The organism is Algibacter marinivivus, from assembly GCF_003143755.1.
Taxonomy (GTDB): Bacteria; Bacteroidota; Bacteroidia; order Flavobacteriales; family Flavobacteriaceae; genus Algibacter_B; species Algibacter_B marinivivus.
In genome coordinates, this window is record NZ_QFRI01000001.1 from 492,382 (window position 1) to 515,278 (window position 22,897).

25 protein-coding genes are annotated in these 22,897 nt (G+C 31.6%); 18 read left to right on the plus strand and 7 right to left on the minus strand.

Annotated features, from left to right (window positions below; all coding sequences use genetic code 11):
* The first annotated feature begins 18 nt into the window (after positions 1-18).
* From DIS18_RS02380 to DIS18_RS02390, 3 genes are all read left to right on the plus strand, one after another.
* On the plus strand, positions 19-390 hold the full coding sequence (locus DIS18_RS02380; RefSeq protein ID WP_109351431.1) for a DoxX family membrane protein: 372 nt from the start codon (positions 19-21) through the stop codon (positions 388-390).
* A gap of 140 nt (positions 391-530) precedes the next feature.
* Positions 531-965, plus strand: a complete 435-nt coding sequence (locus DIS18_RS02385) for a hypothetical protein (protein WP_109351432.1) — start codon at positions 531-533, stop codon at positions 963-965.
* 2 nt (positions 966-967) lie between these two features.
* Positions 968-2,362, plus strand: a complete 1,395-nt coding sequence (locus DIS18_RS02390) for a T9SS type A sorting domain-containing protein (RefSeq protein WP_109351433.1) — start codon at positions 968-970, stop codon at positions 2,360-2,362.
* A gap of 2 nt (positions 2,363-2,364) precedes the next feature.
* On the opposite strand, the gene DIS18_RS02395 is transcribed toward DIS18_RS02390, so the two are convergent.
* Positions 2,365-2,778, minus strand: a complete 414-nt coding sequence (locus DIS18_RS02395) for a hypothetical protein (RefSeq protein ID WP_109351434.1) — start codon at positions 2,776-2,778, stop codon at positions 2,365-2,367.
* Between the two features lies 1 nt (position 2,779).
* Positions 2,780-3,301 (minus strand): DUF4136 domain-containing protein, encoded by a 522-nt coding sequence (locus DIS18_RS02400; RefSeq protein ID WP_109351435.1) that lies wholly within the window; start codon positions 3,299-3,301, stop codon positions 2,780-2,782.
* A gap of 251 nt (positions 3,302-3,552) precedes the next feature.
* Here DIS18_RS02400 and DIS18_RS02405 point away from each other — a divergent pair, with 251 nt between their 5' ends.
* Together DIS18_RS02405 and DIS18_RS02410 are read left to right on the plus strand one after the other, a co-directional pair.
* Positions 3,553-3,807: an autorepressor SdpR family transcription factor gene (locus DIS18_RS02405; protein ID WP_109351436.1), complete on the plus strand. Its 255-nt coding sequence runs from the start codon at positions 3,553-3,555 to the stop codon at positions 3,805-3,807.
* Positions 3,808-3,811: 4 nt separating this feature from the next.
* Positions 3,812-4,453 carry an SdpI family protein gene (locus tag DIS18_RS02410; RefSeq protein ID WP_109351437.1) on the plus strand — a complete coding sequence of 214 codons (642 nt, stop codon included), beginning with the start codon at positions 3,812-3,814 and terminating at the stop codon, positions 4,451-4,453.
* 30 nt (positions 4,454-4,483) lie between these two features.
* Here DIS18_RS02410 and obgE read toward each other — a convergent pair whose 3' ends face one another.
* Together obgE and DIS18_RS02420 are read right to left on the minus strand one after the other, a co-directional pair.
* A complete protein-coding gene (gene obgE / locus DIS18_RS02415) occupies positions 4,484-5,482 on the minus strand; it encodes a GTPase ObgE (RefSeq protein WP_109351438.1) in 999 nt (332 codons plus the stop codon).
* A gap of 106 nt (positions 5,483-5,588) precedes the next feature.
* Positions 5,589-6,698 carry an adenylate kinase gene (locus DIS18_RS02420; protein ID WP_109351439.1) on the minus strand — a complete coding sequence of 370 codons (1,110 nt, stop codon included), beginning with the start codon at positions 6,696-6,698 and terminating at the stop codon, positions 5,589-5,591.
* Between the two features lie 137 nt (positions 6,699-6,835).
* On the opposite strand from DIS18_RS02420, the gene DIS18_RS02425 reads away from it, so the two are divergent.
* The 9 genes from DIS18_RS02425 to DIS18_RS02465 all read left to right on the plus strand — a co-directional run bounded on the left by DIS18_RS02425 (position 6,836) and on the right by DIS18_RS02465 (position 13,981).
* Positions 6,836-7,990 carry a 5-(carboxyamino)imidazole ribonucleotide synthase gene (locus DIS18_RS02425; protein ID WP_109351440.1) on the plus strand — a complete coding sequence of 385 codons (1,155 nt, stop codon included), beginning with the start codon at positions 6,836-6,838 and terminating at the stop codon, positions 7,988-7,990.
* Between the two features lie 2 nt (positions 7,991-7,992).
* Positions 7,993-8,472, plus strand: a complete 480-nt coding sequence (gene purE, locus DIS18_RS02430; protein ID WP_109351441.1) for a 5-(carboxyamino)imidazole ribonucleotide mutase — start codon at positions 7,993-7,995, stop codon at positions 8,470-8,472.
* A gap of 150 nt (positions 8,473-8,622) precedes the next feature.
* Positions 8,623-10,668 (plus strand): M3 family metallopeptidase, encoded by a 2,046-nt coding sequence (locus DIS18_RS02435; RefSeq protein WP_109351442.1) that lies wholly within the window; start codon positions 8,623-8,625, stop codon positions 10,666-10,668.
* 95 nt (positions 10,669-10,763) lie between these two features.
* A complete protein-coding gene (locus DIS18_RS02440; RefSeq protein ID WP_109351443.1) occupies positions 10,764-11,267 on the plus strand; it encodes a GbsR/MarR family transcriptional regulator in 504 nt (167 codons plus the stop codon).
* 50 nt (positions 11,268-11,317) lie between these two features.
* The gene (locus DIS18_RS02445) at positions 11,318-11,668 is read left to right on the plus strand and encodes a hypothetical protein (RefSeq protein WP_146191785.1); all 351 of its coding nucleotides are present in this window, start codon (positions 11,318-11,320) and stop codon (positions 11,666-11,668) included.
* A 3-nt stretch (positions 11,669-11,671) separates the two neighbouring features.
* Positions 11,672-12,058: a hypothetical protein gene (locus DIS18_RS02450; RefSeq protein WP_109351445.1), complete on the plus strand. Its 387-nt coding sequence runs from the start codon at positions 11,672-11,674 to the stop codon at positions 12,056-12,058.
* A 15-nt stretch (positions 12,059-12,073) separates the two neighbouring features.
* Positions 12,074-12,949, plus strand: coding sequence for an SAM-dependent methyltransferase (locus DIS18_RS02455; protein ID WP_109351446.1), 876 nt, complete (start codon positions 12,074-12,076; stop codon positions 12,947-12,949).
* A 223-nt stretch (positions 12,950-13,172) separates the two neighbouring features.
* Positions 13,173-13,724, plus strand: coding sequence for a sigma-70 family RNA polymerase sigma factor (locus tag DIS18_RS02460; RefSeq protein ID WP_109351447.1), 552 nt, complete (start codon positions 13,173-13,175; stop codon positions 13,722-13,724).
* Positions 13,725-13,726: 2 nt separating this feature from the next.
* Positions 13,727-13,981, plus strand: a complete 255-nt coding sequence (locus DIS18_RS02465; protein WP_109351448.1) for a hypothetical protein — start codon at positions 13,727-13,729, stop codon at positions 13,979-13,981.
* Here the strand turns inward: DIS18_RS02465 and DIS18_RS02470 are convergent.
* Positions 13,974-14,867, minus strand: coding sequence for a UbiA prenyltransferase family protein (locus tag DIS18_RS02470; RefSeq protein ID WP_245925561.1), 894 nt, complete (start codon positions 14,865-14,867; stop codon positions 13,974-13,976). The two genes, DIS18_RS02465 and DIS18_RS02470, sit on opposite strands and share 8 nt — an antisense overlap.
* 44 nt (positions 14,868-14,911) lie before the next feature.
* Between DIS18_RS02470 and gcvP the strand changes: the two genes are divergently transcribed.
* From gcvP to DIS18_RS02490, 4 genes are all read left to right on the plus strand, one after another.
* Positions 14,912-17,761 (plus strand): aminomethyl-transferring glycine dehydrogenase, encoded by a 2,850-nt coding sequence (gene gcvP / locus DIS18_RS02475; protein ID WP_109351449.1) that lies wholly within the window; start codon positions 14,912-14,914, stop codon positions 17,759-17,761.
* A gap of 103 nt (positions 17,762-17,864) precedes the next feature.
* Positions 17,865-18,923 (plus strand): 3-oxoacyl-ACP synthase III family protein, encoded by a 1,059-nt coding sequence (locus DIS18_RS02480; RefSeq protein ID WP_109351450.1) that lies wholly within the window; start codon positions 17,865-17,867, stop codon positions 18,921-18,923.
* 2 nt (positions 18,924-18,925) lie between these two features.
* A complete protein-coding gene (locus DIS18_RS02485) occupies positions 18,926-19,447 on the plus strand; it encodes a methyltransferase (protein ID WP_109351451.1) in 522 nt (173 codons plus the stop codon).
* A 24-nt stretch (positions 19,448-19,471) separates the two neighbouring features.
* Positions 19,472-20,323 carry a glycosyltransferase family 2 protein gene (locus DIS18_RS02490; protein ID WP_109351452.1) on the plus strand — a complete coding sequence of 284 codons (852 nt, stop codon included), beginning with the start codon at positions 19,472-19,474 and terminating at the stop codon, positions 20,321-20,323.
* Between the two features lie 39 nt (positions 20,324-20,362).
* Here DIS18_RS02490 and DIS18_RS02495 read toward each other — a convergent pair whose 3' ends face one another.
* Positions 20,363-21,172 carry a DNA/RNA non-specific endonuclease gene (locus DIS18_RS02495; protein WP_109351453.1) on the minus strand — a complete coding sequence of 270 codons (810 nt, stop codon included), beginning with the start codon at positions 21,170-21,172 and terminating at the stop codon, positions 20,363-20,365.
* Positions 21,172-22,794, minus strand: a complete 1,623-nt coding sequence (gene pafA, locus DIS18_RS02500; RefSeq protein WP_109351454.1) for an alkaline phosphatase PafA — start codon at positions 22,792-22,794, stop codon at positions 21,172-21,174. Before pafA ends, DIS18_RS02495 begins: the two co-directional genes overlap by 1 nt.
* Between the last annotated feature and the right edge of the window lie 103 nt (positions 22,795-22,897).

A 22,897-nucleotide genomic window follows, 5' to 3' on the forward strand; every position in this document is an offset into this window, starting at 1 on the left:
ACTAATATATATAGCATTATGAATTCAAAAGTTTTTATGGTTCTAAGAATACTTCTGGGACTATTTGTTTTAGTTTTCGGACTAAACAAATTTCTACATTTTATTCCAATGGGAGAGATGTCTGCTGATGCAGGTGCCTATTTTGGTGCATTGGTAAACACTAAAACATTAACACTAGTTGCTATTGTTGAAATTGTTGCAGGTTTAGCCTTAATTTTCAATAAATTTGGAGCTTTATTGGCTTTAATTTTAATGAGTATATCGGTAAACGCAGTATTATTTCATGCAACTTTAGCACCAGGAGATATAGCTGGGGCTCTAGTTTTACTTATTTTAAATGTTGTTGTACTTTACGGTTATAAAGACAAGTATAAAGATTTACTCAGTTAATATAATTTGATAAAAAAAGAGGCTTTTACAGCCTCTTTTTTTATGCTTAACTTTATACATATTAATCCCAAATTATTACGTTTATTGGTTTGAATTATTATTATCTACATAGAATAACACTACTAATCCTACTATCGCTTTTGTTTTGTTGTAAAAGCACAAAAAACAACTCTAGTAATCCTTCACAAATTGAAAATGAACCTAAAATTCTATTTTTAAATTATTCCATAAAGAAGACAAGCACTGGTAAAAGAGAAATTACATTTATCAATAAAAAAATAGCAACAGGAAAAGTTAAGCAAAACCCTTTTGAAACTATTGAAAATGGAATACCAAATGATTTAGTTTTTACTGAACTAAACAAGAAACAAAAGATCATAAACCAGCTATTAATTAAAAACCCTTTGGTTAAAAAAGTGGAATATGTAGATGAATCAAAACGTTTTAAAACTAAAATTATTGATTTCGATGAAATGCAGTTCTCTATAAGGTTACAGCTTAAAAATGAGACTAAATATATAACAATTAGTAACTTTGCTGAAAATGAACCCCTCATTAAAACCCAAATCTGGTAACTATGAAACCTGTTTTATGCTTTCTCATATTCTTTTTTAATATCTCAATTTTAGTTGGACAAACCTTTGATGTGGAGGCTATAAAAGTTTCAGGAGATAATGATAAACGTATTAACCTTGTTTTTATGGGAGATGGTTACACCTTATTTGAATTAGATAAGTTTGTGACTGATGCTACCAATTTTTCTAATAGTTTATTTAGCCAAAGCCCATTTTCCGAATACGCAGATTATTTTAATGTTTACGCCATAAAAGTACCATCTAATGATAGTGGAACAGACCATCCAGGAACTGCTACAGACGTCACAGAACCTCACAACATCCCAATAAGTAACGTAGACACTTATTTTAACACCTCATTTGATACAGCCAATATTCACAGGTTACTTTACACATATAGCTCATCTATAGTTTATGATGTTTTGGCTGATAATTTTCCGCAATATGACCAACCCATTATTATTGTTAACACTTCAGAATATGGAGGTGCTGGTGGCCCCTACGCTACTTCCTCTACAGGTAACAATGCCAATGAAATTGTTATACATGAAATAGGGCATTCGCTCTTTGATTTAAAGGATGAATATTATCCTGGAGATGGACTTGCTTCTGAAGCTATAAATATGACTCAAGAAACAGACCCTACTGTAGTAAGTTGGAAAAATTGGGTAGGCACAGATGGAGTTGGTATTTATCAACATAGTGGATCTGGTAATGCTACGAGTTGGTATAGGCCACATCAAAATTGTAAAATGCGATATTTAGGTGTTCCATTTTGCTCTGTTTGTAAAGAAGGTATTATTGAAAAAATACATAGTTTAATTTCTCCTATTGATAATTATACACCAAATAACAACACAGTTGACAACCCAACATTTCCACTTGATTTTCAACTTGATTTGATTAAGCCAAATCCGAATACGTTGGAAAGTGATTGGACTCTGAATAGCTCAAACTTTGCAACAAACGTTGAAGATGTTTCCATAGAAGCAACTAATTTAATAGATGGTGCAAATACATTAACAGTTGTAGTGCATGATGGCACATCGTTTTTAAGAGTAGATAATCATGATAGTTTTCACGTCTATACAGTCACTTGGACAATAAATTATTCTTCGCTGAGTGTAGATGATATTGAAAGTGAAGTTAATAGTTATAATATTTCAATGTTTCCAAATCCAACTACTAATGTTTTGAATTTAAAGTTTGAAAGCAATACTGTTTCTGACTTAAATGTTGAAATAATGAGTATTGACGGAAAAACTATTAATACTTCTAAGCTTTCTAATTATGAAAGCCAACAAGTTGACATTAGTAATTTAAGCCAAGGGGTGTATATTACTAATTTCTATTCTGGGAATGTTTTAATTGCAAGTAAGAGATTGGTTAAGAATTAATTTTATTCTAACTTTTCAAATGACAGAACCATTTTTCGACTATTTATATCTAATATTTTGAATTTTTTAAAACCCATTATAATTGGAATTGAAGTTTTCAAAATTTTATTTTCTGAATCTAAACTCCATTTACATTTTGATATTGATTTTCGATAATCATTTCCGCATTTCCGCTGCATGTTTGTATGCTTTAAATTAATGACACCATTATTAGATATCTCCATTTTAAAACTATTCCTGTCTTTTTGATTACCTATTTCCCTCTTAAAAACTAAATATCCATCAACGTTTCTAGATTCTTGTATCCAAGTTCCAACCAAATAATATCTGTACTTTTTTGAAAAATCATTCGGTTGAGAATAGCCATTCATAAAAAATAAAAAAAGCAATGGTATTATTACTAGTTTTAACTTCATTCTATTTTTCTGGAGGATATTTAGACAACACTTTTTCAACTATAGCATTTAATCGTTCTTCTCTTTTTTCTGGAGTAGCTTTTGGGTTAAAACTAGATTCACTTATGGCTTGCCAAAAGAGTTGATTTTTATTTTCGTCAACAAAATCAATGGTTATTTGTCGGTTTGTATTGGCTTGACCAATGGGTAACCCTATGGATATTCCTCCGCCAACATTTCTACCGCCTCCACCTACTCCAACACCAACCGTTTGCCTTTGTTGGCCTTGATATTCTGCACTTTTAATATCAATAAAAAAATCTGGGTTTTCTGAGATATTATACCCTCTTGATTCCATTTTTGCATCTATAGCATTTAGTAAACGTTTAGTATCTAATTCGCTTAAACCTGTTTCCATATTAGCATAATACTGGTAGGTTTTATAGCTATCAAAATTTGTGGTTTTATCATAATCATAATTTACATGAATTGGAGCACAGGATACTATAATTAAGGCTAGAATACTAATTTTTAGAAATCGCATAGGTTTAATTTTATCTAAATTTAATCAAAAATTATTCCAATGTTTCTTTTTAGTTCAGAAGTTGCGTTAGGGATAGCAGTGGAAAGCCCACAGCCTGATCCCGACCCCGATAGCTATCGGGGTTGGGATCAGTGCGAGGACTTGTAACGGATAGCCCGACCCTTGTGGTAACGCCCAAAGAGCAAATCATTTTAACCTAAATATTTGCTAAATTAAAATAATATTTAGATATTTGTCTAAATACCTAATTAATGAATTACTTATTTAAGGCATTAAATGATGAAACGAGGCGCGAAATTCTGGAATTGCTTAAGGATAAGGACATGACTGCGGGTGATATTGCTGATGCATTTAATATTTCGAAACCTAGTATCTCACATCATTTGGATATTTTGAAGCGTGCTGATTTGGTGACGAGTGAAAAGAGCGGACAGTTTATTACATACTCAATAAACACAACAATTCTGGAAGATGTATTGCAATGGATTTTAACCTTAAAAAAATAAAATAATGAATTTTAAAAGAGAAATACCATTGATAATTATTGTTTTAATTCCGTTTATTTATTTGGCCTATATCTGGAGTTCGCTACCAGAAACGGTGCCAACACACTGGAATTACAAAGGTGAAATTGATGATTGGGGTAGTAAAAATTCGCTGATACTTATTACTTTTTTACTATCGGCAGTTACTTATATTTTATTTACAATTATTCCATTAATAGACCCGAAAAAACGCATACAAACCATGGGCAATAAATACCATAACTTAAAGTTTTTGATGGTGTTATTTATGTCTGCTTTAGCTATATTTATAATTTACAGTGTAAAAGAACAATCTATAACCAACCCATCACTTGTAATTTTTGCTATTGGTATTTTATTTATGCTTTTAGGGAATTACATGAAAACCATAAAGGCGAATTATTTTATTGGGATAAGAACACCTTGGACTTTAGAAAACGAAAGTGTTTGGAAGCGTACTCATAAACTAGCTGGCAAATTGTGGTTTGTTGGTGGATTAGCTATTGCAATATCTAGCCTTACAGCTAGTAAGAAGTTTAATAGTATATTCTTTATTAGTGTTACACTATTAATTACTTTAATACCTTTTGTGTATTCGTATTTAGAGTATAAAAAAATTAGGAAGTAATTATTTTGTTTAAAACAGATAAGATATATCTTAATTGTTTAGCATCTTCCAGAGCATATCTTTTAACTCAGTAATACCTTTTTGAGCAACAGATGAGATGAATATATATGGAATTGGTAGCTCATTATCTAGTTCAGTTTTTAATTCTGCTTGAAGTTCATCATCCAGCATATCGCTTTTTGAAATGGCAATGATACGCTCTTTATCAAGCATTTCTGGGTTATATCGCCTAAGTTCATCAAGTAAAATATCATACTGTTTTTTAATATCTTGAGCATCGGCTGGAATTAGAAATAACAATATGGAGTTACGCTCAATATGTCGTAAAAAATAATGACCTAAACCTTTACCCTCTGCAGCACCCTCTATAATTCCAGGGATATCTGCCATAACAAAAGTTTGAAAATCTCGATATTTTACAATACCTAAATTAGGTTTAAGCGTGGTAAACTCGTAATCTGCAATTTTTGGTTTTGCAGATGTTACAACCGATAATAAAGTTGATTTCCCTGCATTAGGAAAGCCCACCAAACCAACATCTGCTAGCACTTTAAGTTCCATGGTTACATACTTTTCTTCCATAGGAATACCAGGTTGCGCGTAACGTGGTGTTTGGTTTGTAGAACTCTTGAAATGCCAGTTTCCAAGACCGCCTTTACCCCCTTCAGCTAAGATTTGCTCTTCACCATCTTCGGTAATTTCAAAAAGGACATTATTAGTTTCGGTATCTCGGATAACAGTTCCTAAAGGCACATCTATGTATACATCTTCTCCATCTGCACCAAAACTTCTTCCACTACTACCATGCTCTCCATGGCCAGCTCTCGAATGCTTTTTGAATTTTAAGTGCAATAAGGTCCAAAGATTTGCTTTTCCTCTAACTATAACATGACCTCCACGACCACCATCTCCGCCATCTGGACCACCTTTTGTGATATATTTTTCGCGATGTAAATGAACAGAGCCTTTTCCTCCATTTCCGGAAGACACAAACATTTTTACGTAGTCTACAAAATTACCTTCAGTCATTTTAATGTTTATTTGTTAATCCGTGGATTCGTTTATTCGATTCTAAATCATTAACCTTTTAACTTTTTTATTAAAAGATAGACGAATAAACAAATAAACGTCTCTATTATAATTTATCAATAACTGCGTTTAAACGTTGTGTAATATCTTCGATACTTCCAACGCCATCCACTCCAAAATATTTATCTTGAGCCGTATAAAAGTCTTTTAGTATAGCCGTTTCGTCGTAGTAAACTTTAATTCTGTTTCTAATTACATCCTCATTAGCATCATCTTTTCTTCCGCTTGTTTTCCCTCTTTCAAGCAAACGTTTTACTAAAACCTCATCATCAACTTCTAGAGCTATCATAGCATTAATTTGAGAGTCTTTACTATCCATTAATTTATCTAAAGCTTCGGCTTGTGCGTTAGTACGTGGAAAACCATCAAAAATAAATCCGTTGGCATCAGCATTTTTATCAACTTCTGCATTAAGCATATCTATAGTAACTTGATCTGGTACCAAAGCACCTTTCTCAATGTATGACTTAGCCAACATTCCTAAAGCAGTATCATTTTTTATGTTGTATCTAAAAACATCGCCTGTTGAAATATGTACTAAATTATACTTCTCTTTTAAGAATTCCGCTTGCGTTCCTTTGCCTGCTCCTGGAGGGCCAAATAGCACTAAATTTGTCATGTGTTGTGTGTCTTTTATTTGATATACTTCTGGTAAATGTCGTCCTAATCCATCATAATCTAAGCCATAGCCTACTATAAATTTGTTAGGAATTTCAATACCTACATAATGTAATTTAAAATCTTTCTTGTATGCTTCGGGTTTATAAAAAAGTGTAGCAATTTTTAATGCTTTTACGTTTTCATTTTTAAATATTCTGTGAACTTCATGCAATGTATTTCCAGTATCAATGATATCTTCTAAAATAATTACTGTTCTATTTGTTAAATCTTGAGTTAAACCAATAAGTCTTTGAATATCTTCGGTAGATTTAACACCTTCATAAGATGCTAATTTGATAAAAGTTACCTCACATGTATTGGGGTATTTTTTAACAAAATCGCTAGTTAGCATGAACGACCCATTTAAAATACCAACAAATACAGGAATTTCATCACCTACATCTTCAGCAATTTCATCAACTAGACGCTGTAATGCATCATCGATTTCTTTAGCAGAAATAAAGGGTTTGAAATATTTGTCGTGTAGCTTTATCACGGGTTATAAATTTTAAAGATGCAAAGATAATCAATAGATTAGGTATTACCCATTTTTTGATTTATGATTTATGGAGTATTTTAAGATTTAAGTGTATTTTTGCCTATCGATATTCTGTTTTAGCTAAAAGCATTTAAATGAATTACTTTTCTTCAAATTTTAAACTTGGTATTCTTGGTGGTGGTCAATTGGGTAAAATGTTGCTTTACAACACTAGAAAATTTGATATTCATACTTCTGTCTTAGAAGCCAGTAATGAAGCGCCTTGTAAAATAGCTTGTGATGAATTCCATTTAGGGGATTTATTGGATTATGATGCAGTTTATAATTTTGGAAAACAAGTAGATGTTTTAACTATTGAGATAGAAAACGTAAATATTGATGCCCTTGAAACTCTTGAAAAAGAAGGTGTAAAAGTATATCCTGCTTCAAAAACATTGAGAAGTATTCAAAATAAAGCAAAACAAAAATTATTTTATAGAGATAACGAGATACCAACTTCTGATTTTTCACGATTTGCATACTTATCTGAAATTGAAGACGCTATTGAAAACGGTGGTTTAGAATTTCCATTTGTATGGAAAGCGGCACAATTTGGTTATGATGGTAATGGCGTTAAAGTGGTTAGAAAGCTTTCAGACTTAGAAGGTTTACCTGCTGGTGAATGTATTGCTGAAGATTTAATACCTTTTAAAAATGAATTGGCGGTTATAGTGGCAAGAAACCCTTCCGGTGAAACAAAAACCTATCCTGTTGTGGAAATGGAATTTCACCCTGAAGCTAACCAAGTAGAGTATGTAATATGTCCTGCTAGAATTTCAAACGAAATAGCTACAAAAGCTGAAGCAGTTGCTTTAAAAACATCCAAAGCATTTAATCATGTTGGATTATTGGCTGTTGAAATGTTTCAAACTAAGGACGATGAAATATTAGTTAACGAAGTTGCTCCAAGACCCCACAATTCAGGTCATCAAACTATTGAAGCAAGTTATACTTCTCAGTTTGAGCAACATATTAGAGCTATTTTAGATTTACCTTTAGGACGAACCGACAATAAAGTTGGAGGTGTTATGGTTAATCTTGTTGGTGCTGAAGGTTATACTGGTAATGTAGTTTATGAAAATATTGAAACCATTATGAAAATGGATGGTGTTACACCACATATTTATGGTAAAAAGCAAACAAGACCGTTTAGAAAAATGGGACATGTAACCATTGTGAATGAAGATTTAAATGAAGCAAGACGGATTGCTGAAGAAGTAAAGAAAAGTATTAAAGTTATAAGCGAATAGATATGAACAAAGTAGGCGTTATTATGGGAAGTAAAAGTGATCTTCCTGTTATGCAAGATGCAATAGACATCTTAAAAGGTTTTGATATTGAAGTTGAAGTTGATATTGTTTCTGCGCATCGTACACCTGAAAAATTATTTGATTATGGTAAAAATGCGCATACAAGAGGTTTTGCTGTAGTAATTGCAGGTGCTGGTGGTGCTGCACATTTACCAGGAATGATAGCTTCTTTATCTCCGCTTCCTGTTATTGGTGTTCCTGTAAAAAGTAGCAACTCTATTGATGGTTGGGATTCTGTGCTCTCCATTTTACAAATGCCAGGTGGTGTTCCAGTAGCAACAGTTGCTCTTAATGGTGCAAAAAACGCTGGAATTTTAGCAGCTCAAATTATTGGATCTAGTGATAAGTGTGTTCTAGATAAAATTGTTGCTTATAAAGAAGGCTTGAAAATAAAAGTAAACGAATCAGCTAAAAATTTATAATAAAAAAAGCCCCGAAGTTATTCAGGGCTTTCAGCTATTAACAAATAATTCTCATGAGTTAGTCACTCTTCGCATTATTGACGGCAAAAATATAAAAAAATATACTATGCATACATAGTATATTTTATTTTTAACACATTCTTTAAAGAAATGATAAAAAAAACATTAATTACTCCATTTAATACTAAATATAACACCGCTCCTTTTAGAATAATTCAAAATGAAGATTTTTTACCAACAATTAAGGAATCCATAAAATTGGCTAAGAAGGAGATTGATGAGATAGTAAATAACCCAAAAAAGCCTTCTTTTGAAAACACTATAGAGGCTCTTGATTTTTCTGGAGAACAACTAGATAGAATTTCTAGTATTTTCTTTAATCTGAATTCTGCTGAAACTAATGAAGATATTCAGAAAATAGCTCAAGAAGTTTCACCACTACTTTCAGAGTTTAGCAATGATGTTACTTTAAACGAGGACTTATTTAAACGTGTTAAAGCTGTCTATGATTCTAAATCTGAGCTAGATTTAAATACAGAGCAAACCACATTGTTAGATAAAAAATATAAAAGTTTTTCTAGAAATGGAGCTAATTTATCTGAAGATGAGAAAACTCAGCTTAGAGAAATTGATAAAAAATTAAGTCAGTTAAAGTTAAAGTTTGGTGAAAATGTTTTAGCAGAAACTAACAAGTTTGAGATGTTAATTACTGATGAAACAGATTTATCTGGATTACCTGATGGTACAAAAGAGGCTGCAAAACAATTAGCTGAATCAAAAAAGAAAGAAGGGTGGTTATTTACTTTAGATTATCCAAGTTATATTCCTTTTATGACATATGCTGATAATCGTGAGTTAAGAAAAAAACTTTCTCTTGCTGCTGGAGCAAAAGCTTTTAAAGGTGATGATTTAGACAACCAAAATAATGTGCTTCAAATTGTTAAACTAAGGCATGAACGTGCAAATATATTAGGCTATAAAACGCATGCACATTTTGTTTTGGAAGAGCGTATGGCCGAAACACCTGAAACTGTTCTAAAGTTTTCAAATGAATTATTAGAAAAAGCAAAACCAGCTGCTGAACGTGAATTTAAAAATCTTGAAAATTTTGCAAAGGATTTAGACAATATTGATAGGTTAGAAAAATGGGATGGCGCGTATTATTCTGAAAAATTAAAACAAAAACTCTTTAGTTTAGATGATGAAAAGTTGAAACCATATTTTAAACTTGAAAACGTTATTGATGGTGCCTTTACTATTGCAAATAAATTATTCGATTTAAATTTTGAAGAAATTAATACCATTGATAAATATCATGACGATGTTTTAACTTATAAAGTTACTGACAACAAAGGCAACTTTGTTTCTGTTTTTTATGCTGATTTTTTTCCTAGATCTGGAAAACGTAATGGCGCGTGGATGACATCATACAAACCACAATACATTAAAGATGGTGAAAATAGCAGACCCCATATTTCTATAGTTTGCAACTTTACGAAACCTACCAACACAAAGCCATCATTATTAACTTTTAATGAAGTGACTACGCTATTCCATGAATTTGGACATGCATTACATGGTATGCTAGCAAATACGACCTACCCTAGTTTGTCTGGAACAAGTGTATTCTGGGATTTTGTTGAATTACCAAGTCAGGTCATGGAAAATTGGTGTTTTGAAAAAGAAGCCTTAGAGTTATTTGCTACACATTATGAAACTGGAGAAGTCATTCCGATGGATTTAGTCGAAAAAATAAAAGAATCGGCTACCTTTCATGAAGGTATGCAAACACTCAGGCAATTAAGCTTTGGTTTACTAGATATGAATTGGCATGCTGGTGAGTCGCCAGAGACTATACAAGATGTAAAGGCTTTTGAAAGTGAAGCGTTTAAAAACACAGCGTTATACCCTGAAACAAAAGAAACATGTATGAGTACATCTTTTTCTCATATTTTTCAAGGTGGTTATTCTTCTGGCTATTATAGTTATAAATGGGCAGAAGTTTTAGATGCTGACGCTTTTGAATATTTTAAAGAAGAAGGCATTTTCAATAAAACGGTAGCTAATAAATTTAAAGATAACGTGTTAAGTAAAGGTGGAACTGAAAACCCAATGACGCTTTACAAGCGTTTTAGAGGACAAGAACCAAAGCCTGAGGCACTACTTAAACGAGCAGGTTTAATAGAATCAAACTAATACTCAAAAGGTTGAATTATATGGTTCAACCTTTTAATAAAAAATAAACTTTCAATAATTATTGAAAGTTTAGAAATTATTTATATCTTTGCTGTATGGAATACCAAGAAGCAAAAGATAAGTTTATTAGCACATGGGGAAGTTTAGGCACATTATGGGGCATAAATAAAGCTATGGCACAAATACAATCTTTACTTTTTATTTCAACAAAACCACTTTCTATGGAAGACATCATGGAAGAACTAAAAATTTCTCGTGGTAATACCAGTATGAATTTAAGACAGCTCATGGATTGGGGTATAGTTACTAAAGAATTAATTCCTGGAGAGCGTAAAGAGTTTTTTACGACTGAGAAAGATGTTCAAGAATTAGCAAGACATATTGCTAAAGAACGTAGTAGAAGAGAAATTAAACCTGTTATTAAGATTTTAAAAGATGTAAGCTCTATTAAAGATGATGGGACAGCCAAAACAAAAGAGCTTATTAAACAAACCAAAGCATTACACGATTTAGCTGAAACAGCAGATACTATGATGAACAAAATTGTAAATCAAGAACAAAACTGGATTACTAAATCTTTATTGAAATTGATCAAATAAAAAATTTAAAATATACTTTCAATAATTTCTGAAAGTTTAAAAATAATAAAATGAATTATAATATTATCTCATATATCATTTACATTCCAATCATATTTTTTATTATGATTTATGTTGGATGGTTATTTTATAAACATGGCGAATTATTTTTATTGAATCTATTTCAGGATGAAGCAATAGTAAAGAGTATTAATAACATTCTACTAATTGGTTACTATTTAGTAAACCTAGGTTATGCAATAATTACAATTGCCTATTGGGAAGTTATAAATTCTATTCCGGAGATGCTAAATACTTTAAGTCATCACTTAGGAATCATAATAATTGGTCTTGCCGTATTGCATTACAACAACGTACTATGTCTTACCTATCTCGTAAAATCAAAATCATTAAAACAATAAATTATGGAAAATTCAAAAATCATTATCGGTTATTTAATCTATTTACCAATAGTTATAGCACTTACTATTTATGTATCTAAAATGCTTTTTAAAAATGGAAGGTTATTTATGATAGATATTTTTAAAGGAAAAGAAGATATAGCTATTGCCACCAATAAATTATTTGAAATAGGTTTTTACCTTATAAATATTGGGTGGGCAATGTTGATTCTTAAAATCTCTTACTATAGTATTAACGGTATGAGTTATCAAACGCTTATTGAAATATTGAGTAAGAAAATTGGCGGATTTTCAATCTATTTAGGTGTCATGCTATTCATTAATTTATTCTTCTTTTTTAGAGGAAGACGAATTTCTAGACAGTCATTAAAAATACAAACTGAAGTTTAATAGAAATATTTAATCATGAAATCAATAACAATAAGCCATATAAAAGACAGAGAAACCAATCGTATAGAAATGATTGACTTCTATAATGAAGCGACTGAAGATTATGAATTCTGGAGCAACGATTTCAATATGCATTTTGGATATTTCATCCCTTTTAGAACCAATATTTTAAAGAGAGATACGATGCTTAATCAAATGAATAATCAGGTTATTAAACGTTTAGGAATTACTGAAGGCAAAAAAACTTTAGCCGATTTAGGCTGTGGTATGGGAGGCACTATGCGATATGCTTTAAAAAAGAATAAAAAACTTTCTGCATTTGGTGTTACATTATCAGAATTTCAAACTAAAAAAGGAAATGCTTTATTAAAAGGTTTTAATGGTACTATTTTAAAAGAAAATTATAATAATACTTCATTTTCTTCAAACAGTTTTGATACAGCATTGGCCATTGAAAGCTTTTGCCATTCAGGACATAGTAGTAATTCATTAAAAGAAGCATATCGAATTCTTAAGCCAAATGGAAAATTGGTAATTGCTGATGCTTTTTTGAAAAAAGAACCTGCTAAACTTTGCCATGGGAGTTCTTATGCCTACCAAAAAATTTGTAACCATTGGAGTTTGGAAAAACTAGAAACAATTGATAATATGACTACCAAATTGAAGCAGCAAGGGTTTTCTGAAGTTAAAATTGAAGACGCTTCGTTTAAAGTTGCGCCATCTGTATTACATGTGCCATTTGCGATTATTGGATTTGCGCTTAAAAAACTTTTGAAAACTAAAACTTTAAAACGAGAGAGTTTACACAACTTAAAAGGGTCTTTTTACGCGTTAATTTCTGGGTTGCACATGAGAAGTTTTGGGTATTATATAATTACTTGTACTAAATAACAAAATACATTAAGCAATATTATAGTTTGCAGGTATGCGCGTTAAGGATAGAAGTGGATAGCCCACAGCTTTTGCGCCTTAGCGCAGAAGCGAGGACTTGTAACGGATAGCCTAACCCTTTTCGGGTAACGCCCAAAAAAAATTTACCCGGTAGTAAAATAACATTTATATAAATTCATTTTTTTAGCTTATTTTTGGAATTCAAAAAAAATTTGCTTCGCTAATGCCAAACCATCTAATTGATCCGAATAAATGGATTGACTTATATTCTGATTACCTCTTCAACTACACCATTACTAGGGTTAGTGATAGAGAGATTGCTCAAGATTTGGTTTCTGAGACTTTTTTGGCTGGTTTAAAATCTATGAAAAACTTTAAAGGTGAGGCCAGCGAGCGCACCTGGTTAATTTCTATTTTAAAAAGAAAAATAATAGACCATTACAGAAAAATTAACTCTAACAAAGGGAAAGCTGAGGTTAGAATTAATTATAATGATGCTGAAAGTGAAGGTGATTGGTTAGAGGAACGTGTTGCAGACCCTTATGATAAAACTGCTGAAGACACGCTACAAAACAACGAGTTAGGAGATGCTATACATAATTGCTTAGGAAAACTACCTAAAAAACAAGCTGATGTTTTTAAAATGAAAACCATTTTAAATTATGAAACTGAAGTTATTTGTAATGAATTAAATATTACGGCGTCTAACCTCTGGGTAATCATTCATAGAGCTAGAACAGCTATGGCAGATTGCTTAAAACAAAATTGGTTTTAATTATGAGTAAGATGATTATTCCTTGTGAAGAAGCAAATCATGTATGTGATAAAACACAGTACAAAGAGGCTACATTATGGGAAAAAATAAAACTAAACATCCATTTGATTTATTGTAGAGCTTGCAGAAAGTACACTGCAAATAATAGCAAGCTTACAAAAGTGATAAAGAAATCTGATGTAGAGTGTTTAGACAAGACTTATAAAGATGCTATGAAAAAAGACTTTGAAAAGGCTTTAAAAGAAGTTTCTAATTAAAGTATAGCAATAAAATTAGCCATAATATTGGCAAACTTTCTACCCAAAAAGAACTGTAATATTTTTGTTGTTCAATTTTACTAAAGAATACAAAAAACCCAGTGATTATCAATACTATTAGTAATACAACTATATAACCTTCATTAGTTGTATTCTTAAAAAATTCTAATAAAAAAACTATTACTAAAAATAGTACTCCAAGGCCTTTTGTCTTTTTCAAACCTAATTTTTGTGGTATGGTTGATAATTTCAAATTATCATACTTTAAGTCTCTTATTTCAAAAGGAAGCATTAACACTAATACATATAAAAAACGTTGTGCTCCTAGAATAACAACATCTGAATCTATGCTATAATTCGAATTAATTAGTGGTATAAAAACTGTTACTCCTGTCCAAACTAATGCAATAATATATACTTTTAAACCTCCTATATTTCTCAAGGTGTTATTCTTTTTTGAAAAAACTGGGATGGCATATAAAACAGTTAATAATGCAAAACAGAATATAAAGATGTGTGTATTTAATTTAAGTTTAATAGCATAATAACACATTAAAATGAAACAAATAAAAGATAGTATTTGAATTAATTTTAGCCAATTTGCTAAGCGTCTATGACGAAATTTTGCAACTCCAAAATATTTAACAAAATTGTACCCAGTTATAGAAGCATAAAACACAAAGTATAAAACCGATTCTGAGTAGCTCAAATCGAGACTTAAAAGTGTAATCCATGTTAAAGAAAACACAGATAAAGCTACATGTATACTACTGTTTATATAAAAATTTAAAAGCTGTCTTAAAAACGTCATATAGCAAAAATAACCAAAGTGTTGATAACGTTTATGAATAGTTAAAAACTTTCCTTTTTCTTCAATAAAACACATCAAATATTGCGTATTTTTGCGAATTATATAAATAAATCCTGATAATGAATACAAATGCTTTCGCTTTGCGTCATATTGGTCCAAGAGAAAACGACCAAAAACTCATGTTAGAATCTTTAGGTTTAAAAACATTAGATCAATTAATTTTTGAGACTATCCCTGATGATATTCGTTTAAAAAATGGATTAAATTTAGACGAACCTATGACAGAACATGAGTATTTATTACATATTCATGATTTATCTAAAAAAAATAAAGCTCGCAAAACATATATTGGTTTAGGGTATCACCCAACTGTATTACCAGCTGTCATTCAGAGAAATATTCTAGAAAACCCAGGTTGGTACACTGCTTACACACCTTATCAAGCTGAAATTGCTCAAGGAAGATTAGAAGCTCTTTTGAATTTTCAAACTATGGTTATAGACCTTACAGGAATGGAAATTGCAAATGCTTCTTTACTTGACGAAAGTACAGCCGTAGCAGAAGCTATGAGTTTACTTTTTTCTGTAAGAGAGCGCGATCAGAAAAAAGCGGGTGTCAATAAATTTTTTGTTTCTGAAAATATATTACCTCAAACATTGTCTTTACTTAACACAAGGGCTAATCCAATAGGTATTGAGCTTATTATTGGTAAAGAAGAAGCCTTTGATTTTTCTGAAGACTTCTTTGGAGCTATTCTACAATATCCTGGAAAAGACGGTCAAATTACCGACATAAAATCATTTATATCAAAAGCTAATGATGCTAGAATTAAAGTTGCTGTTGCAGCAGATATTCTAAGTTTAGTCAAATTAGAGGCTCCGGGGAAATTTGGAGCTGATGTTGTTGTTGGTACTACACAACGCTTTGGAATTCCAATGGGTTATGGCGGTCCGCACGCGGCATATTTTGCTACTAAAGAAGCTTATAAACGAGATTTACCAGGTCGTATAATTGGTGTTACTAAAGATGCAAATGGCAATCGTGCATTACGTATGGCATTACAGACTAGAGAGCAACATATTAAACGAGATAAAGCAACTTCCAATATTTGTACAGCCCAAGTTTTACTTGCTGTTATGGCAAGCATGTATGGGGTTTATCATGGTCCACAAGGGTTGAAGTTTATAGCTAACAAGGTTCATAACAAAGCAGCTTCTTTAGAAAACGCACTTCAAAAATTAGGATATAGTCAAGTAAATACCTCATATTTTGATACACTTCAAATAAAGACTAAAGCAAAAGCTATAAAGAAAATAGCTATTGAAAAGAAAGTAAACCTATATTATCCAGATAAAAATACAGTTACTATCTCAATAAATGAAACTACATCAATAAGGGATATTAACTATTTGATTTCAATTTTTGCTGAAGCTGCACAAAAAGAGACCATAGTAATTTCATCTGTTGAACAAGCAAATAATATTTCTGAATCTATTCAAAGACAATCAGATTTTTTAACTGAACCTGTTTTCAATACCTATCATTCTGAAACAGAATTAATGCGTTACATCAAGTCTTTAGAACGTAAAGATTTAGCATTAAATCATTCTATGATTTCATTAGGATCTTGTACCATGAAGTTGAATGCAGCATCAGAGATGTTACCTCTTAGTTGGTTTAAATGGGGAAACATTCATCCATTTGCGCCTCTAAAGCAAGCTAAAGGGTATTTAACTGTATTAAAAGAATTAGAAGATCAGCTTACAGAAATTACAGGTTTCGCAGCTACATCATTACAACCAAACTCTGGAGCTCAAGGCGAGTTTGCTGGATTAATGGTTATCAAAGCATATCATGAATCTCGTAGTGACCATCATAGAAACATTTGCTTAATTCCTTCTTCTGCTCATGGTACAAATCCAGCCAGTGCTGTAATGGCAGGTATGAAAGTTGTGGTAACAAAATCAACCGAAGAAGGTAATATTGACGTAGAAGATTTACGAGAAAAAGCAGAACTTCATAAAGAAAACCTATCGGCTTTAATGGTAACATATCCATCAACGCATGGTGTTTATGAATCTGCTATTAAAGAAATCACCCAAATTATTCATGATAATGGCGGGCAAGTATATATGGATGGAGCCAATATGAATGCTCAAGTTGGATTAACAAATCCAGGTAATATTGGCGCAGACGTTTGTCATCTTAACTTGCATAAAACATTTGCTATTCCACATGGCGGTGGAGGCCCAGGAGTAGGCCCAATTTGTGTAGCTAAACAACTCGTACCGTTTTTACCTGGAAATCCTTTGGTTAAAACTGGTGGAGACAAAGCAATTACAGCTATTTCAGCTGCACCTTTTGGATCTGCTTTAGCTTGCTTGATTTCTTATGGCTATATAAAAATGCTTGGAAATAAAGGTTTAACAGAGTCAACAAAAATTGCCATTCTTAACGCCAACTATATAAAACATAGATTAGAGGGCTATTACGAAACTTTATATTCTGGTGAAAGAGGTCGTGCAGCACATGAAATGATTATAGATTGTCGTCCTTTTAAAACTCATGGTATTGAAGTTACAGATATTGCTAAACGTTTAATGGACTATGGTTTCCATGCACCAACAGTATCTTTCCCAGTAGCTGGAACTATGATGATTGAGCCTACAGAAAGTGAAAGTAAGGCTGAAATGGATCGTTTTTGTGATGCTATGATTTCAATAAAAAAAGAAATAGATAACGTAACTAAAGAAGAAGATAATAATGTCTTAAAAAATGCACCCCACACTTTAGATATGATTACCGCTAACGAATGGTACTTCCCTTACAGTCGTGAAGAAGCTGCATTTCCTTTAGATTATATAAGGGATAACAAGTTTTGGCCAAGTGTAAGACGTGTTGATGATGCATATGGCGATAGAAATTTAATTTGTTCGTGTGTGCCAATTGAAGCTTATGCTGAAGCCTAAAAATGAAGTTTGAACATCGTAAAAAATTAATAAAGGAAATTATTTTTTATTAGAAAGATTTTATATTGCTTCTGTTGAATAAATTAAAGGCTATCTCTCTTATATGAATATTAAAATTACTGGCACAGGAAGCTATATCCCAGCGAATATTGAAAAGAATGAAGATTTTCATAAAAATGAGTTCTTAAACAGTGATGGTTCAGCAATTAATGCTCCTAGCGAAGTTATTGTGAAAAAGTTTAAAGCCATAACTGGGATAGATGAACGCCGTTATGCTAAAAGCCATTTAAACACCTCTGATATTGCTTCTTTTGCAGCTGAAAAAGCCATAGAAAATGCTAAAATAAATCGTGAAGATTTAGATTATATCATTGTTGCTCATAATTATGGAGATGTAAGACACGATAGCCAACAAAGTGATACGGTACCAAGTATTGCTTCTAGAGTTAAACACTTACTAAGAATTAAAAGCCCAAAATGTGTAGGATATGATTTGCTTTTTGGTTGCCCTGGATGGGTTGAAGGTGTAATACAAGCCAATGCTTTTATAAAATCTGGAATTGCAAAAAAATGCCTCGTAATTGGTGCAGAAACCTTATCACGAGTTATAGATCCTTATGATAGAGACTCTATGATTTATAGCGATGGCGCTGGTGCTGTTGTTATTGAATCTACAGATAATGAAGGAGGAATTATTGCTCATGAGTCTGCTACTTTTTCTTTAGACGAAGCGCATTTTATATATTTTGGAGAAACTAATAATCAAGATTCTGATGATGCTCGTCGTTACATAAAAATGTACGGTCGTAAAATTTACGAATTTGCATTAACCAATGTGCCTTTAGCCATGAAATCTTGTTTAGATAAAAGTGGTGTTAATATTTCGGAGGTGAAAAAGATTTTAATTCACCAAGCTAATGAAAAGATGGATGAAGCTATTGTAAAACGCTTTTATGAACTTCATAATTTAGAAATGCCGGAAGGCATTATGCCAATGAGTATTGGAAAATTAGGAAATTCCAGTGTAGCCACTGTACCAACGCTATACAATATGATTTTAAATGGTGAACTTGATAATCAAGAAATAAATAAAGGTGACGTTATTATTTTTGCTAGTGTAGGTGCAGGCATGAATATTAATGCTATTGTTTACAAACAGTAATCATGTACGAGAAAACCTTTCCGAATAAGCGTTTTAAACACACTATTGAATTTTTAGAAAAACATGTTTCAGGCACTGAATCAATCTTAGATTTAGGTGTTGAAAATCCGTTCAGTTCGATTATGAAAGAACATGGATATTCTGTTGAAAACACAAAAGGTGAAGATTTAGATATTGATACGTCTACCATTGAAAATTCTAAAGCAAGTGTTATTACAGCTTTCGAAATTTTCGAACACTTACTCTCCCCGTTTACTGTTTTAAAATCTATAAAAGCGGATAAATTAGTGGCTAGCATCCCACTTAAATTGTGGTTTTCTTCTGCTTACAGAAGTAAAACAGATATGTTAGACAGACACTATCATGAGTTTGAAGACTGGCAATTTGATTGGTTATTAGAAAAGTCTGGATGGAAAATTATTGATAGTCAAAAATGGACTAACCCTACTAAAAAGATTGGCATTCGTCCAATTTTAAGACATTTCACTCCAAGATATTATATTGTTTATGCTGAAAGAGTTTAACTTTACGTTTTAAACTTTAAAACTTTGGATTTTTACATCATTATTCCAGCACACAACGAAGAACGCTTCATTGGACTCACTTTAAATTCTTTAGCAACTCAAACGCATTTACCAAAACGTCTTATTGTTGTGAATGACAATTCCACTGATAAAACTCAAGATATTGTTGAGGCTTATGCTGAAAAACACCCTTGGATAACGTGTATAAATTCAAAATCATCCAATAAACATTTACCTGGTTCAAAAATCATAAATGCATTCTATAAAGGCTTTGAAGTTTTAGATAATTCATACGATGTGATTTGCAAGTTTGATGCAGATTTAATTTTCCCAAACAACTATTTAAAACAATTATCAAATCATTTTATCAAAAATGAAAAATTAGGAATGGCTTCAGGGTTTTGTTATATCGAAAAAGACGCACATTGGGTTTTAGAAAATTTAACTAGAAAAGATCATATTCGTGGCGCTCTAAAGGCTTATAAGAAAGATTGCTTTTTACAAATAGGCAAATTGAAAACGTCTATGGGTTGGGATACTGTTGATGAATTACTTGCCAAATATTACGGTTGGGAAATTTTAACCGATGAGAATCTACATGTAAAACACTTAAAACCAACTGGTATTAGCTACAATAAAGCTTCTAAGCATTTACAAGGAGAGGCTATGTACAAAATGCGCTATGGTTTTATTATTACATTAATTTCAGCATTAAAACTAGCTTACAAAAAGAGTAAATTAAGTTTATTCAAAGATTATATGGCTGGTTATTTTAAAGCTAAAAAAGAAAACATTGATTTCTTAGTTTCTGAAGAAGAAGGTAAGTTTATTAGAGATTTACGTTGGAAAGGAATGTTTAATAAGTTTAAACTTTAGATGCTTAGAACACATTCAGCATGACATGAATGCTATTTATTAATTAAAACTCCAATCTTTATAACTGCTTGAAGCTTCCAACTTATTTTCTAATGAATCTTCCAATTCAGGAAAAAAATCTATCCCAGTTAATTTTTCAATTTCATCAACTGAAACAACAAAATCATATAAAGGTTTTCTAGAATCTTTATGAGGCATCAAAAAAGCAATCATTTTAGTTTTTCCTGTATTGTTATCAATTAAAACTTTATAAAATTGATTAGGAACTGAAACTTCTTCTGTTCCAATAGTTTTCATATGCCCTTTTAAAACACCACCTGTTACTACAAAAACACCATCGTATTTTCTAGCCCAATAACGTACCTTTTGTTCCAAAGTATTCCAAATACCAGAATTGAATTGATGTTCCTGCGGACTAATATTACTGGTTAAAAATGTTTCGTCATGAGCATCTTTACTAAATCTTCTATCTCCTGCAGGACACAAATGTCCTCTATCATAACCAGAGTTCTTGTAATTTCTCCAGCTAGCAGCTCCAGTTTTTATTGCTTTATCAATTTCAAAATAAGGACGTTTATGATTCACACTTGAAAGATGTGCTTTTTTTAACTCATATGCTACCCATTCAGCTTGTTCGTGCTTTTCATTATATGATAATGAATACCCTTCGTGGTGCACAATTTGGTTTGTTGTACTAGTTGGCAAAAAATATTCATTGGTATCAGATTTAGTTGCTTTTCCCTCTTCAACAACTTCACTTTTTTCTTCTTCAGATAAAAACCGTTCATAACCATAAACTCCAAGAACTATTAATATAGCAACAACATAATATAAAGTTCTTTTATTCATTATTCTAAAACAAATTCTAGAGGTTCTCCTGTAGCTCCATTTGGAAAACTAATACCTAACAAAGCAGACATTGTTGGTGCTATATCTGGAATAACTGTTTTAATATATGTTTCACCTTTTTTAATGCCCTTACCAAAAAACAGCAAAGGAACATGAGTATCGTATTTTAGACCACTTCCATGAGTTGTTCCTGTTTTACTATATGAAATATAAGCCGGATCATTAACTAAAATAATGTCACCAGAGCGCTTTTGATTAAAACCATTTTGTAACGAAGCTTCTATACCATCGGTATAATTAACAGAATTCATTGTACTTGCAGTATAAGCCTTAGCGATATTTAAATAGGTAATTTGCTCATTTAAAATAGACTTTTGAACATCATCTAATTCTAAATTGAGCTCTTTTATTTTTTCTTTATTCAAAAAAATCTGATTATTACTAATGTTTTCAACAACATCAATAGTACCATAAGTATCTATCAAAAAGGTATTAAACTTTTCTTTTCGTTCTTCATTGTTTAAATACCCTGCTGGAATTTTTACAGATTGTAAATATGCGGGAACATAAACTGCACCATGATCTGCTGTTAAAAATACAGTATACTCACCAACGCCCACCTTATTATCTAAAACCTTAAAAAGCCTCTCTAAATCTTTGTCTAAACGAATATATGTATCTTCCGTTTCTTTAGAATTTACACCAAAATTATGTCCTACATAATCAGTACTTGAAAAGCTTACTGTTAAAACATCAGTTATATCATCTTCTCCTAATCGCTCAGCTTGTATTGCTTCAATAGCAAAATCTGCAACAATGCTATTTCCAAAAGGTGTACTTTTTAAAATCCCTAGTCCGCCATTATCATTACTCAATAACTCCAAATTATATGGAAATGATGCAGTTTCTTTTCCTTTGAAACCTCCTTCAAATACATTTATATCATCTCCACTTTCGGTATAAGTTTTAATATCATATAATGTATTCCAAACTTTTAAATAAGATTCAACAGTATTTGATTTATTAAAATCTACAACCCATTTAGGTAACTCATTCATGTAAAACGAACTTGAAATAAAATCCCCATTTTTCCCTCCATCAAACCAATATGCTGCATTTGCTGTATGTCCTGCAGGTAAAATAGCACCTCTGTCTTTAATGGAAATTCCAATAGTCTTTCCTCGCATTTGGGTAAACAACCTATTCTCGTCTGTAAATGTTGTTGTTTTCATTCTATGCGGAGACATTTGACCTGAACTTGCCATGGTTCCAGTAGATTTCATAGTATCATCACTAGTACAATACACCATTTCTTTAGTTTCTTTATCATACCAATGATTAGCTATAACACCATGATATTTAGGCGTAGTACCTGTATAAATTGAAGCATGACCTGGGCCTGTATAAGTTGGTATATAATTAAAATGATTGTTCTTACAATTAAAACCTTCTCTAATCATACGCTTGAATCCTCCTTCACCATACTTAGATTCAAAACGAGTTAAATAATCATAACGCATTTGGTCTACCACGATGCCAACAACTAATTTTGGCCTTTCGTTCTGAGCCAATACAGATAGCGTTATAAAAAAAACAAAAAATACTGATAGAAAATACCTCATTTTAATATATAATTTATTGTATTCAAAAATACGCTTTTTAAGATATCATAATTTAAATTTAAGGTTAAATTGGTATAACTTTTTTTTACTTTAGCAATTACAA